The sequence below is a fragment of the Bacillus sp. FSL H8-0516 genome (assembly GCF_038635285.1).
GTDB lineage: Bacteria > Bacillota > Bacilli > Bacillales > Bacillaceae > Bacillus > Bacillus safensis.
In genome coordinates this window covers 761,085-774,206 of sequence record NZ_CP152051.1, presented here as the reverse complement: position 1 = coordinate 774,206, position 13,122 = coordinate 761,085, and the positions used below count along the sequence as shown (strand labels likewise).

The following is a 13,122-nucleotide window of genomic DNA, read 5'->3' as shown; positions in this document are numbered from 1 at the left end:
GTTTTACACTCCCACCTTTATATGTTGTTTTTGACGAGTCACTAAACGAAAACCAGTAAATCGAAAAACGGGATCTGGGTGCTTCCCGTGTCTTCTTGCGACTCTGCATAAATCTCCGCCTCTTGCGAAAGAGCCGCCTTTTAAAATATAGTAATCACTTCCGAGTGTTTCCGTTAAATCATCGACGACCTCGATGCCGCCTTCATATACGTGATATTTGGTGTTGACCCATTCCTCGACGTTGCCTCCCATATCATAAAGACCAAATAAGGATCGGCCCTTTTCGTAATGACGGACAGGCGTCGTTTTTTCAATATTTGATTCGTGCGTATTGCAGTAAGAAGGATCAAACTCATCTCCCCACGGGTATTGATTTCTCGTGTTTCCCCGGGCAGCATACTCCCATTCTTCTTCAGTAGGAATCGAAACATCAATCCCAAGTTTCCCGCTCAGCCACTGACAGAACGAGAAGGCATCCTCAATGTCCATGCCCCAAGCTGGATGATCTTTTCCCCCGCCAAGCTCTTCGTTCGTTAAACTCTCCGGGTATGTCTGGCCTGTTTCATCGCAATAGCTTTGATACAGTTCATTGCTGACGACCGTATCTGAGATAAAAAATTCGTTGATATACGGCTGATAGGATGGAAATTCTTTGTACAGCCACTTTTGAAATTTTTTCTCACGGCCGTAGGTTGGATTGAGCAGCTTGTCCTTCCAGAATTCTGCTGCCTTTTTCATATCTTCTTCATTACTTCCAATCGTTGCATAGCCGCTTGGGATTTGAATCCAATTGATATCAGGTTTCACGCTTTTCTCCCGCCTTCTTTCAATAAACTCGTCTATTGATTAATTAATTTCTTCTCATCGACCATATGCCCTGAGGCTGCTTTTGCCTTTAAATAGGCTTCATTGTAGAGAGAGGCTTCGACCGTATGATCAAACCGCAAAACAGGAAGACCATAAGCTGCAATAGAATCGACTTTATCTGGATTGTTCGTTAGTAAATGCAATGGTTTCCCTTTGTTTAAATAGTGCAAAACAGCTGCTGCTTCCTCGTAATGCCGATCATCATCCCCGCAGCCGATCAGGCGGTTGGCTTCAAAAGTATCCAGTTGCATCTCCTGTAATTTATACGTCAACGCTTTTGCCATCAGCCCAATAGACCGACCTTCTTGATTGGCCATATACACAAGCATACCTTTTCCGTAATCAGTGATTTTCTTCAGCGATAATGCAAGCTGTGGACCACAATCACATTTCAGTGACCCAAACACATCCCCTGTTTGGCAGACACTATGGATTCGCACAAGCGGCGGCCGTTCATTTTCAAAGTCGCCAAATAAGAGACAAGAGGAAAAGGTTTGCTGCGCGGTACTCATTTGGACAATAGATTCGATCGTTGGTTTTGTATCCCGTTCAACAGGTGCGAAGGCATACCACTTAAATGGCACTTCTTCATGTTGAATGGAAATTGGCAGATTCACAGGCCCCACGAGCAAATAGTGTTTATCTTGAAAGGTAAAATGATGAATCATTGATTGTAATTCATCTACAAACTTGTTCATTAGTCTCCCCCCTATTCATCACTGCACCCAAATCGAATCCCACAGCGCAGTGATGGAGTGATGAATATGTGTACGCACTCCTCAGCTTGTGTGCTCACGCAGAAGGAAATGGATGTGCGATGTCTCTCATCGTTTTAGACCTTTCCTTTTCCAGTACAAAGGAGCAGAAATTTTGGTTCATATGCTTTATTTTCTGTCAGAGCAGCAAACGCCCTTGATTGGCAGACGCTCTTTCTTCCCATGAACTCCTCTGCTAGCTTTGAATCACTCACCTTTGTACTAGATTTTGACGGCAATGACATGATGCTGGCTTATTCCAGCCTTCGCTTGTAACGGTGATATGGATACAAGCTCAAGACCTGATGTACAAATTTTTTCGCCAAGCTGAGAATCTGAAAATGAAAAATGGAAACGGCCATCTTCTCCGATTAATCCTGTTTTCCACTGTTCTCCCCAGACAACAAGTGAAAAGACACCGCCTTCATGAAGTAAAGAAGAGACCTGTTTTAAATAACGTTCATGATCATCAGGATGTTGATGATGAAAGCAGCCATGATCTAAAATTAAATCAAACTGCATCCCGCGTCCCTGATCCATGGACCATGACATAAAATCTTGATGAACAAAATGGACAGGAACTGTTTCTCTTTTCTGTAACCCTTCCCACTCCTCATGCTCATACAGGTCGATACCGACATATGCGGAAAGCCCGCTTAAATGTTCTAGTGCACGGCCGTTGCCGCACCCGATATCCAGCACAGAAGCAAGTGCATTCTTTTCCCTTGAACGCCATGCCTTTAATGACATCACTGCTGCGTCTGTTAAGGATGGATCAGTAGACCACATATCTGTTCTTTGCTCATAATGCTCTTGGAATGCCATGCGCATCTTTTCTAAATACAATCCACTGTCTTCATGGTACAAAGCCTTTTTCATCATGAAACCTCCTTCAATTCACAATCTTCTTTTCGGGCAAAGGTGGTTTTCAAGCCAAAAACCTTATGTTAAAATGAAAGATGGATTTTTTAGGAAAATCTGTTTTTCTGAAAAAGGAGAGAAGCACCCCACATGTTCACTCTTCTTTTTCAGCATTCATCCTCATATGCAGCCGTTCGAAGGCCGCATCGCCTCAGCTTGTTCTCTCTTTTTTTCATATGAGTTCACCTCCTTCACCGTTCGATCAACTCACATTTCTTATTGAAACCGCTTTCCCTTTTTTATAAGGACTTAACGTCTTTTGAACAATCTCTTACACTGTGTTTTTAGTAGAAAGATCAATCTACTGTTTAGAATGGCGATCATTTTTTCTTCAAGTAAACGACGATTTGTTCAGTTCTAGTAGACATTTTTATATCTAAGAGGCGCTTACGCTTTGGTTCTTGCCACCCCCTTTCACTAGATTATGCTTCGAATAAACCCGCCGGAAATTTAACAACTAATTCCATAATGACTGGATTAAGCCAAATATATTGTTTTTAGTTTATTTTGTCAACAAATTATTTCCTAAACATTAAAATGAATTTTCTAATTGAAAATACAGGTATTTTTCGTGGTTTTTTGACCTTAAAACACTTATTTCTACACAAAAATACAACTTAAACCAATAGAACTAAGAAATTTATCTACTAAATTACACAAGTTTTTTATTTAATTTTAAATCAAAATAGAAAGATACAATAATTATTTCCCGAATGATTTTTTGTGATATTTCGACTATTTTTTCTGATTCTTCATGATTTTCATTGGTATAACGGCATTTTCAATTAGAGAGTTTACTATTTATTCCATACTTATGTATTTACTTATTATCGTAAAAAAGATATATGTCTCTCTTTTAGACATAGAAGCATGAAAAAAAGCCCCTTACAAAAGTAAGAGGCTTTTTCGATTGGCGATTACGCCCAGTTTTTCACTTTTTCATGATCTGTGACAAAGAGAAGGACTTTCCCTTCGTCTAAATGTTCTTCAAATGTCTCAGCTTCTTCTTTTGAGAAACCAATTTCATGAATTTTATTGCGAAGCTCATCGCCCTTTTTACTAAAGATGTTCCCAACCGCATGTTTGAGTCCAACTTCTCTTGAGCCAATCGTATTGGCATCTGCATTATTTGCAATACGCTCTGTTCGATCATCGTCATGGGACAGAACATAAATGTCCTCTCTTGCAACACCGAGTGCCTTTAATTGCTCTACATCTTTTTGAAGTGTTTCATCATTTGAATACTCTCTTACAACAGGTTTCATTTTATATTCCTCCTTTAACGTCTTACGAATCTTTTACCCGTCACTTTTGACATTAAACCTTCCACGAGCACATCCAATTTACTTGATCGACGTACCATGTCTATCGACTTATTTTTGACAAAAAGCCTGTAAAAATGACTAAATTTTCTGAATTATTATGTTCAATCCTGTTGATTTGTTGTACAATTCTTATACTGGAGGCTAGAAATGAGGGAGAGCTGATGTATTACTTTTCAGCGGAGCAGCAGTTTAATGCTTGGGTTGTCAGTGATTTGGTGAAACAGCTTTTTCAAAAGTGGAATCCTGAAGAAGCAAATACAAAGCCGCTTACATTGTTTGCCGAACAGCACTTTCGCATCTCCATTGATTATCTCTTTTCCATCATTATTAACATTGGAGATATCGAGTCAATTGAACAAGATCCACAAGATATGTTGTCCTCATATTTGAATATCCTTTTTCCTTTTGTGACGCGCGATATGATGAGAGCCTCCATGCAAAATGCAAACGAATATTTGTTAAAAGAACGTGATGCGGATGTGTATCAGCTGTTTGGCTGTCTCCCGCCGCTCCTCTCTGTATCTTTTCAGAAAAAGTAGTCCCTTCGATAAGATGGCGGCTGCTTTTTTGTGTGTGTTTTGAAAAGACCGTATGTTTTGAACGAAAAGAAGCATCATGTTAATGTAAATCTAGGCTGTAAGTGAAAGGGAGGATTTGACATGAGTCAACAAAAGCAAATTCAATTAGCCAAACGTCCAAAAGGATTACCTACAAAAGATGTTTTTCATTTTGAAACAGTAGATATACCTGTGCCGCAAGAGGGAGAGGTCTTGATTCAAACGAAATATGTTTCTGTAGATCCTTATATGAGAGGACGAATGCAGGATACAAAATCCTATACACCTCCGTTCAAGCTAAATGAAGTGATTCAGGGCGGTGTCGTCGGAGAAGTCGTTGAGTCGAAATCGCCTCAATTTGAAAAGGGTGATTTTGTCCTTGGATTCCTTGGTTGGCAAGAATATTCCACTGCCAAAGCTGAATCTCTGACTAAAATTGATCCGTCCATTGCGCCATTGTCCTATTATTTAGGCATTTTGGGCATGCCAGGGCAAACCGCTTACTTCGGCCTGCTTGCGATTGGCCAGCCAAAAGAAGGCGAGACAGTTGTCATCTCTGGAGCCGCAGGAGCTGTTGGTTCTGTTGTAGGACAAATCGCTAAGATCAAAGGCGCACACGTCGTTGGAATTGCCGGATCTGATGATAAACTCGCTTATTTAAAAGAATTGGGCTTTGATGAAACGATTAATTATAAAACAACAAATGATTTAAATGATGCCATTGAAAAAGCCTGCCCTAACGGCGTTGATGTGTACTTTGACAATGTTGGCGGCGAGATTTCAGATGCGGTGATGAATCATTTAAACCGTTTTGCACGCATTCCAGTGTGCGGCGCCATTTCTTCTTATAATATTAGCACAAGCGAGGACATCGGGCCGCGTGTGCAAACAAAACTCATCAAAACAAGCGCATTGATGCAAGGCTTCATCGTTGCCAACTATTCAGATCGTTTTGGAGAGGCAGCGAAGGATCTCGCACAATGGGTAAAAGAAGACAAACTCACATATAAAGAAACAATCATAGAAGGCTTTGACAACATTCCTGACGCATTCCTTGGACTATTCAAAGGGGAAAATGTCGGAAAACAGCTTGTCAAAATTTCATAACAAAAAAGGACCCTGCCAATAATGGAGGGTCCTTTTCTTATGCCTGCTTGGGCGCAAGGTGCAGCTGGCCTTGCTTATACACAATTTCTTCAAGCGAAAGATTCAGCTTTTTCGCCATTTTTTTCAGCATTGATTGCTCTTGAGGTGTGACAAGACTGATGACTGCGCCTTCTTTTCCTGCGCGTCCGGTTCTGCCTGAACGGTGGATGTAGCCCTCTTCATTTGGCATATCTGCATGAATCACATATGGGAGATCATCAATATCAATTCCTCTTGCTGCAATATCTGTTGCAAGGAGGAGCGGGAATTCACGCTGTTCAAATGATTTTAAAATCACAGCACGTTCAGCTTTTTTTGCTTCACTATGAAGGACACCAAGGTCGACATGATGGTACGCTAATTTCTCTGCATAAATGCTTAAGTTCGTAATGTCACGCACAAAAACGAGCGCCTGCATGTCCTCAAGCCGTGATAGCTTTTGCAGCAGTTTCACTTTGTCACGCTGATCACATAACAGATAATAGTGACCCACTTTCTGCGCTTCTTCCTCGCTTCTAGCAATTTTCAATACTTCTGGTTCAGATGTCATTTCTTTGATCAGCTGAACGGTTTCATCTTTCAACGTTGCAGAAAAACAAAGGATTTGTCTTTCTTTTAATGTGGACTTAATGATCCCTTGGATCGTTTTCATATGCTCTGGCACAAGAAGCTGATCTGCTTCGTCTAATACAATCGTTTTGACTTCATGCATTTTCAGTTTCTTGATTTTGATTAATTCTTGTACTCGGCCCGGTGTCGCCACAACGATGTTCGGATGTTTCTTTAGTTTTTCTTGCTGCTTCTTGATGTTCGCTCCACCAATCAAGGAAACCGCTTTGATGTCTGATCCTTGCTTGAACTCTTGCACGACATCAAAGATTTGCATCACAAGCTCTCTTGAAGGTGCCAAGATTAAGACTTGGGGATGCTTGATATTGACATCAATTTTATTTAAAAGCGGCAGTACATACGCAAGTGTCTTCCCCGTCCCAGTTGGCGATTCTGCGATCACATCACGCTTCTCCGTAATCCACTCTGCTGTTTTTTCTTGTATAGCTGTTGGTTTTTCGAAGCCAGCCGCTTGAAAGTTTTCCTGAATAAATGGCTTTGCTTCTTTCAAAAATGCCCAATTTTCCGTCATGTCGATCTCCTTTATCCTCATTCAATCTATCCTTTAGTATCTCAAAATCAGCTTTGAAACGCAATTTTTCTTTTGATGCTTTTATCGAGCCGGACAGTTCGATATAATCATGAGAGGCACTAGCCGTTTTGAATCTATTTGAGGTGTAAAAAATGATATTATCTGTTAAAGATTTAAGTCATGGCTTTGGCGACAGAGCCATTTTCCACGAAGTGTCCTTCCGTTTATTAAAAGGCGAGCATGTCGGCTTAATCGGCGCCAACGGTGAAGGAAAGTCAACGTTTATGAATATTATTACTGGCAAGCTGGAGCCAGATGCAGGAAAAGTCGAATGGGCGAAAAATGTCCGTGTCGGCTATCTTGATCAGCATACCGTGCTAGAAAAGGGAAGAACGATCCGTGAAGTCCTTCAGGATGCATTCCATTATTTATTTTCAATGGAAGCCGCGATGAATGACATTTATGGCAAAATGGGTGAAGCCGATCCTGATGAGCTGGAAAAGCTGTTAGAGGAAGTTGGCGTCATTCAGGATGCACTGACAAACAATGATTTCTATATCATTGATTCCAAGGTCGAGGAGATTGCAAGAGGTCTTGGGTTAACGGATCTTGGATTGGACCGTGATGTGACGGAGCTCAGCGGCGGTCAGCGTACGAAGGTCCTGCTAGCGAAATTGCTGTTAGAGAAGCCAGAAATTCTCCTTCTCGATGAGCCGACCAACTATTTGGATGAGCAGCATATTGAATGGCTGAAGCGTTATTTACAGGAATATGAAAATGCGTTTATCCTCATTTCACATGATATTCCGTTTTTAAACAGTGTCATCAACTTGATTTATCATGTTGAAAATCAAGAGCTCACGCGCTATGTTGGTGATTATGATCAATTTAAACAAGTGTACGAAGTTAAGAAGCAGCAGCTTGAAGCAGCCTATAAAAGACAGCAGCAGGAAGTGGCTGAACTAAAGGATTTTGTCGCAAGAAACAAAGCACGTGTCAGCACAAGAAATATGGCGATGTCCCGTCAAAAGAAACTGGATAAGATGGATATGATTGAACTGGCAGCAGAAAAACCAAAACCAGAATTCCACTTTAAACCGGCACGTACGTCTGGGAAACTGATTTTTGAAACGAAAGATTTGGTCATCGGTTATGATGAACCGCTCTCTCGCCCATTGAATTTGAAAATGGAACGCGGGCAAAAAATTGCGCTGTACGGTGCTAACGGTATCGGAAAAACGACGCTACTCCGAAGTCTTCTTGGGGAAATCACACCTATTTCTGGTGAGGTGGAACGTGGAGAATTCTTGCATATTGGCTACTTTGAGCAAGAAGTAAAAGAGCAAAACAGCAATACTTGTATTGAAGAAGTATGGAGCACCTTCCCTTCTTACACGCAATATGAAGTCAGAGCCGCTCTTGCAAAATGCGGATTAACGACAAAACATATTGAAAGCCGTGTGTCTGTATTAAGCGGAGGAGAAAAAGCAAAGGTCCGTCTTTGCAAGCTGATCAACGAAGAAACCAACTTACTTGTTCTCGATGAGCCGACAAACCATTTAGATGTCGATGCAAAAGAAGAACTAAAACGCGCGTTAAAAGAATATAAAGGCAGCGTCTTATTGATTTCTCACGAACCTGAATTTTATCAAGATGTGGCAACCGAAACTTGGAATTGCGAATCTTGGACGACAAAAGTATTATAACGACAAAAAAGCCTTATATCTTTTGCAGATATAAGGCCTTTTTCTAATTAATGACCTGCTTTGATATTCACCAAATGCTTACGTCCAAGGAGCAGAATAATCATGCCTAGAAGAACAACAGCAGCCCCGACATAATAAGGTGTACTTGCTGTATACGATTCAGCGAGAACTCCGGCAATCCAAGGAGCGATCGCGCCCCCAATAAACCGTACAGCACTGTAAGAGGATGAAGCAATTGAACGTTCAACCGGTGCTGACCCCATCACAGCTGTTGTGAGCACTGTATTGATCATACCGAGAATTCCCCCAGCAATGACAATTCCGCATATCACGACCACAACATGAGCCGTCCATACCCCAATGCCGAATAAGATTACAGCAAACGAAGCAAACAGAACCACAAGTGAGGTCAATGTCCCAAGTTTGCGATGAATGACCGGCGCTGAGAAGACGGAGGTCACAGCTAAAAATAGCCCCCAACCAAAAAAGACATAACCAAGTCCATGCTCATCAAGATGGAGCACAAATGGTGAATACGCTAAAAGCACAAAGAAACCGAAATTGTATAAGAAAGCGGCAGATGCCATCGTTAAAAGTCCTTTATATTTTAACGCCCCGACAGCCTCGAAAAATTTCACTTTTTTCTGCGGCTTTTGCATAGGTGGAAGCATAAAGGTAATCGCTAAAAGAGCAATGAGCATTAACACGGCAACGCCAAAGAAAGGCCCGCGCCAAGAAATTGTTCCAAGCTCACCGCCAAGCAGCGGTCCAACCGATATCCCAAGACCTAATGCTGCCTCGTATAAAATTATGGCCTTCGCACTTCCTCCAACAGATACACCGACAATGACAGAGAGTGCAGTTGAAATAAATAAAGCATTCCCAATGCCCCATCCGCCTCTAAAGCCAATCAATTCATTAATCGTTGAAGAAGTACCTCCTAAAGCAGAAAAAACAATAATAAAAATGAGTCCTACTAATAATGTCCATTTCGCACCAATCCGGCTAGAAATAAAGCCGGTGAAAAACATCACAAAGCCGGTCACAAGTAAGTAGCTTGTAAATAAAAGAGACACCTGGCTTGGAGATGCATGTAATTGCGATGCAATGGCTGGCAGAATCGGATCCACGAGTCCTATTCCCATAAACGAAATCACACACGCAAAGGCAACAGCCCAAACGGCTTTTGGCTGCCTAAGCAGACTTGTACGCTGTTTCAACACTTCTTCTTCCTTCATTCCATCAGAACCTTTCCTTCAAATGTTGACAAAATAAAATAAACACGCAGAGGTGTTTATTTTTGTAATTGCTCAATTGCATGAGCCGCTCTTTCTTTCATCGCTTCAAGATCCTTTTTAAAGGATTGAATGGTTTCAAGCTTTTTTGAAATCAATTGATGCTGCACAGTCAGCTGCGCCTCAATATCTAACAGCTTCTCTAATCGTTCCTTCGGATCAAGCGACAGCAAGTAGCCTTCTTTATTCAGCTCTAGCTGCTTTCCGATTTCCATAAACGATTGAAGCTCCTGTAAAGAAAAGCCGAGTACCTCTTTTGCCTGCATGACTTTCTCTAGCTCTTCCATGTCGTCCTCTGAATAAAGTCTGACTCCGCCCTCTGTCCGCTTTGGTGCTGATAATAAACCAATCTCTTCATAGAAACGAATCGTCCGTTTTGTCAGTCCGCTTCTTTTCGCCACTTGATCAATTTTCATCCATTCCATCACCAGTGCCTCCTGCTCATCAATTCATGTTTTATTATACACCTTTATAACCTTAACGTAAACGTCAAATTTTTAACCCTTGATTTCCTTCCTGTTTTATCGCAAAATAAATAGTAATTATTACGATTTAAAGGAGGTACTATATGCGCTCATTTCTATCTAAAGAAGAACGGCACCAGCTATTCGGATCTGTACCGCCAAGTCCTGGCACAAAGCCTTGGCAAAAAGAGGACATGACGGACATTCAAAAAACAGAGCAGGACTTTTATTTTCATCTTGAACAAGTCGGGATCTGCCGCATGTCCTATCCGGTGCATATCGTATCTAAAACAGCACCACAGCGCCAGACAACCACTGCTGAATTTTCACTGAGTACATCCCTGCCAGCTCATCAAAAAGGCATTCATATGAGCCGGCTCACTGAACAGTTGCACTCGTTTTATGAGAGCAGCAAGCCGCTTGATGTGAATAGCCTAAAAGAATTGACAGCAGCGCTCGCCCGGGAAATGAATCAGCCCTCTGCTTCCGTTCAAGTTGCCTTTCCATGGTACATGGAAAAACAGAGTCCAGTCACCGGTCAGTCAGGCTTGATGCATGCGACTATCAAATATGACGTCCATTTTCATGAAAAGGACGGATGGACCTGTCACGTCGGCTGTGATGCACAGGTCACGACATTGTGTCCCTGTTCCAAGGAAATCAGTGAATATGGTGCACATAATCAGCGCGGATCTGTTTCCATTCAAGTAGGGTTGTTTGAACAAGCATCGCATCCTGACGACATCAAGGCCGCTCTTTTACATATCATTGAGTCCAATGCGAGCGCACCGCTTTATCCCGTGCTCAAAAGACCTGATGAAAAGAAAGTGACGGAAAAGGCTTATGAAAATCCGCGCTTTGTAGAAGATATCACAAGATTAATTGCCATCGAACTATATGAGCAGCCATGGATTAAAAGCTTTCAAATCGAGTGCCGTAATGAGGAATCCATTCACCAGCATGATGCGTATGCCAAATGCTCCTATGAAAAAAACCTGTAGATCGCTCTACAGGTTTTTTTCTTTATTCATTTAATTCCTCAATCATAAGCGACAGTTCTGTCCAGCGGTCCATTGCTTGTTCTAGTTCTTCCGCAACGGCTTTTTGTTCGTCCATCAGCTCTTGAATTTTCCCAAAATCACTGCCTGCTTCCGCAATGCCGGCTTCGAGCTGCTGATGTTTTTCTTCTAATGCCTGTATCCGGTCTTCAATCCCGTCCCATTCAAGCTGGTCTTTATAAGAAAGTTTTTTTCTCTTTTTCGGCGCAGCTTCTACTTGTTTTTCAGCAGGCTTTGTCTCTGTCCGCTTCTGCTCTTTTTCCTGTTCCATATAATCGCTGTAAGCACCTTGGAAGTGTGAAATGCGGCCATTTCCTTCAAAGACAAGCAGGCGGTGAACCACTCGGTCTAAGAAATAACGATCATGAGACACGGTGATGACGACGCCAGGGAACTGCTCTAAATAATCCTCTAAAATACTGAGGGTCTCTGTATCAAGGTCGTTCGTCGGCTCATCTAAAAAGAGAACATTCGGCTCTTCCATTAAGACCTTCAATAAATACAATCTGCGGCGTTCTCCCCCTGACAGCTTACGGATAAACGTCCGCTGCATCGATCTTGGGAAAAGGAAGCGCTCCAGCATCTGCTCTGCTGTGACAATGGCGCCATCAGACGTCTTGACGATCTCCGCTGTTTCCTTGATATACTCAATGATGGTCAGCTCATCATTCATTTCCTTGTGATCCTGCGTGTAATAGCCAATACGAACGGTTTGTCCAATGGTCAATTGTCCTGAGGTCGGTTCGATTTTACCCGCTAAACAGTTCAGCAGAGTGGTTTTGCCGACTCCATTCGGTCCGATGAACCCGATACGATCACCCGGCACGACTAAATCTGTAAACCGCTCCACAAGGGTCTGGCCAGCAAATGAAATCGATAAGTCTTCTGCCTCTATCACTTGTTTTCCTAGGCGGTGCGAGCCGATGGCAAAATCAAGCTCTCCCTTCGCATCAGGTCCTTTTTGATCCTTCAGCTCTTCGACTCTGCCGATTCGTGCTTTCTGCTTTGTCGTTCTTGCTTTTGCTCCTCGTCTCAGCCATGCAAGCTCTCGTCTAAGCAAGTTTTGACGCTTCGTTTCTTTCACCTGAGCCTCTGCTTCCCTCTCCGCTCTTTTTTCTAAAAAGACTTCATAATTTCCTTTATACGTATAAAGCTGTCCTTGATTTAACTCATAAATCCGATTGGCTACCCGGTTTAAGAAATAACGATCGTGCGTCACGAGAATGACAGCACCGCTATATTGGCTTAAATATCCTTCAAGCCATTCAATGGTGGCATTATCAAGATGGTTGGTTGGCTCATCTAAAATCAGCAAACCTGCAGGCTGAATTAAATTTTTAGCAATGGCGACACGTTTTTTCTGTCCGCCTGATAATGCATGGACAGAGCGGCTCACATCTTTCACACCAAGTTTTGTCAAAATCGTTTTTGCTGAAAGGTTCGCATCCCAAGCGTCTTCCTGATCCATTCGGTTTTGCATGCGCATCAGCGCCTCTTGTTTTGCCTCATTTTGCGGGTCATGCTCTAAATCAGCGAGTGCCTGTTCATAGGCCTTCATCGTTTGAATCATTGGTGCCGTTCCAGAAAAAATGTAGTCAAGAATCGTTTCAGTTCCGCTCATTTCAGGATCTTGCTCAAGAAATTCGATATCAAGTGTCCCTGCTTTCGTGATGTCACCTTCTTCAAACGATTCAAGTCCCGCGATGACTTTTAGAAGCGTTGACTTCCCTGTACCATTTGGTCCAATCAATCCGATGCGCTCCTTCGGTTCTATATGAAACGAAATATGATCAAACAGCGTTTTCTCGCCATAGGTTTTATATAATCCTTCAACATTCAATAAACTCATTTTATCAGCCCTTACATAGATTCTTCCTTTATTTTAAA

General features: G+C 42.1%; 12 protein-coding genes. 4 read left to right on the top strand and 8 right to left on the bottom strand.

All coding sequences use genetic code 11. From position 1 onward, the window contains the following. Nucleotides 1-3 precede the first annotated feature (3 nt). From MHB67_RS03635 to MHB67_RS03620, 4 genes are all read right to left on the bottom strand, one after another. Complete coding sequence (locus tag MHB67_RS03635; protein WP_024424597.1) at nt 4-807, bottom strand: SUMF1/EgtB/PvdO family nonheme iron enzyme; 804 nt, start codon at nt 805-807, stop codon at nt 4-6. Nucleotides 808-839: 32 nt separating this feature from the next. After that, complete coding sequence (locus tag MHB67_RS03630; protein WP_024424596.1) at nt 840-1,565, bottom strand: GTP cyclohydrolase II; 726 nt, start codon at nt 1,563-1,565, stop codon at nt 840-842. Between the two features lie 279 nt (nt 1,566-1,844). Then, a complete protein-coding gene (locus tag MHB67_RS03625) occupies nt 1,845-2,501 on the bottom strand; it encodes a methyltransferase domain-containing protein (RefSeq protein WP_024424594.1) in 657 nt (218 codons plus the stop codon). Nucleotides 2,502-3,460: 959 nt separating this feature from the next. Next, entirely contained in the window at nt 3,461-3,808 is a 348-nt protein-coding gene (locus tag MHB67_RS03620) for a general stress protein (protein WP_034282732.1), read from the bottom strand. Between the two features lie 221 nt (nt 3,809-4,029). Here MHB67_RS03620 and MHB67_RS03615 point away from each other — a divergent pair, with 221 nt between their 5' ends. Further along, nucleotides 4,030-4,407, top strand: a complete 378-nt coding sequence (locus MHB67_RS03615; RefSeq protein WP_171464046.1) for a YfmB family protein — start codon at nt 4,030-4,032, stop codon at nt 4,405-4,407. A 120-nt stretch (nt 4,408-4,527) separates the two neighbouring features. Further along, nucleotides 4,528-5,532, top strand: a complete 1,005-nt coding sequence (locus tag MHB67_RS03610) for an NADP-dependent oxidoreductase (RefSeq protein ID WP_171464045.1) — start codon at nt 4,528-4,530, stop codon at nt 5,530-5,532. Nucleotides 5,533-5,569: 37 nt separating this feature from the next. Here MHB67_RS03610 and MHB67_RS03605 read toward each other — a convergent pair whose 3' ends face one another. Then, entirely contained in the window at nt 5,570-6,712 is a 1,143-nt protein-coding gene (locus tag MHB67_RS03605; RefSeq protein WP_133744855.1) for a DEAD/DEAH box helicase, read from the bottom strand. A 152-nt stretch (nt 6,713-6,864) separates the two neighbouring features. On the opposite strand from MHB67_RS03605, the gene MHB67_RS03600 reads away from it, so the two are divergent. Continuing rightward, nucleotides 6,865-8,418, top strand: a complete 1,554-nt coding sequence (locus MHB67_RS03600; RefSeq protein ID WP_024426645.1) for an ABC-F family ATP-binding cassette domain-containing protein — start codon at nt 6,865-6,867, stop codon at nt 8,416-8,418. A 47-nt stretch (nt 8,419-8,465) separates the two neighbouring features. Here MHB67_RS03600 and MHB67_RS03595 read toward each other — a convergent pair whose 3' ends face one another. Both MHB67_RS03595 and MHB67_RS03590 read right to left on the bottom strand, forming a co-directional pair. Next, a complete protein-coding gene (locus tag MHB67_RS03595; protein WP_151863214.1) occupies nt 8,466-9,656 on the bottom strand; it encodes an MFS transporter in 1,191 nt (396 codons plus the stop codon). Between the two features lie 56 nt (nt 9,657-9,712). After that, nucleotides 9,713-10,138, bottom strand: coding sequence for a MerR family transcriptional regulator (locus MHB67_RS03590; RefSeq protein WP_024424586.1), 426 nt, complete (start codon nt 10,136-10,138; stop codon nt 9,713-9,715). 143 nt (nt 10,139-10,281) lie between these two features. On the opposite strand from MHB67_RS03590, the gene folE2 reads away from it, so the two are divergent. Beyond that, nucleotides 10,282-11,178, top strand: coding sequence for a GTP cyclohydrolase FolE2 (gene folE2, locus MHB67_RS03585; protein WP_044335031.1), 897 nt, complete (start codon nt 10,282-10,284; stop codon nt 11,176-11,178). A 22-nt stretch (nt 11,179-11,200) separates the two neighbouring features. Here folE2 and MHB67_RS03580 read toward each other — a convergent pair whose 3' ends face one another. Further along, complete coding sequence (locus MHB67_RS03580) at nt 11,201-13,084, bottom strand: ABC-F family ATP-binding cassette domain-containing protein (RefSeq protein ID WP_087978286.1); 1,884 nt, start codon at nt 13,082-13,084, stop codon at nt 11,201-11,203. Nucleotides 13,085-13,122 lie beyond the last annotated feature (38 nt).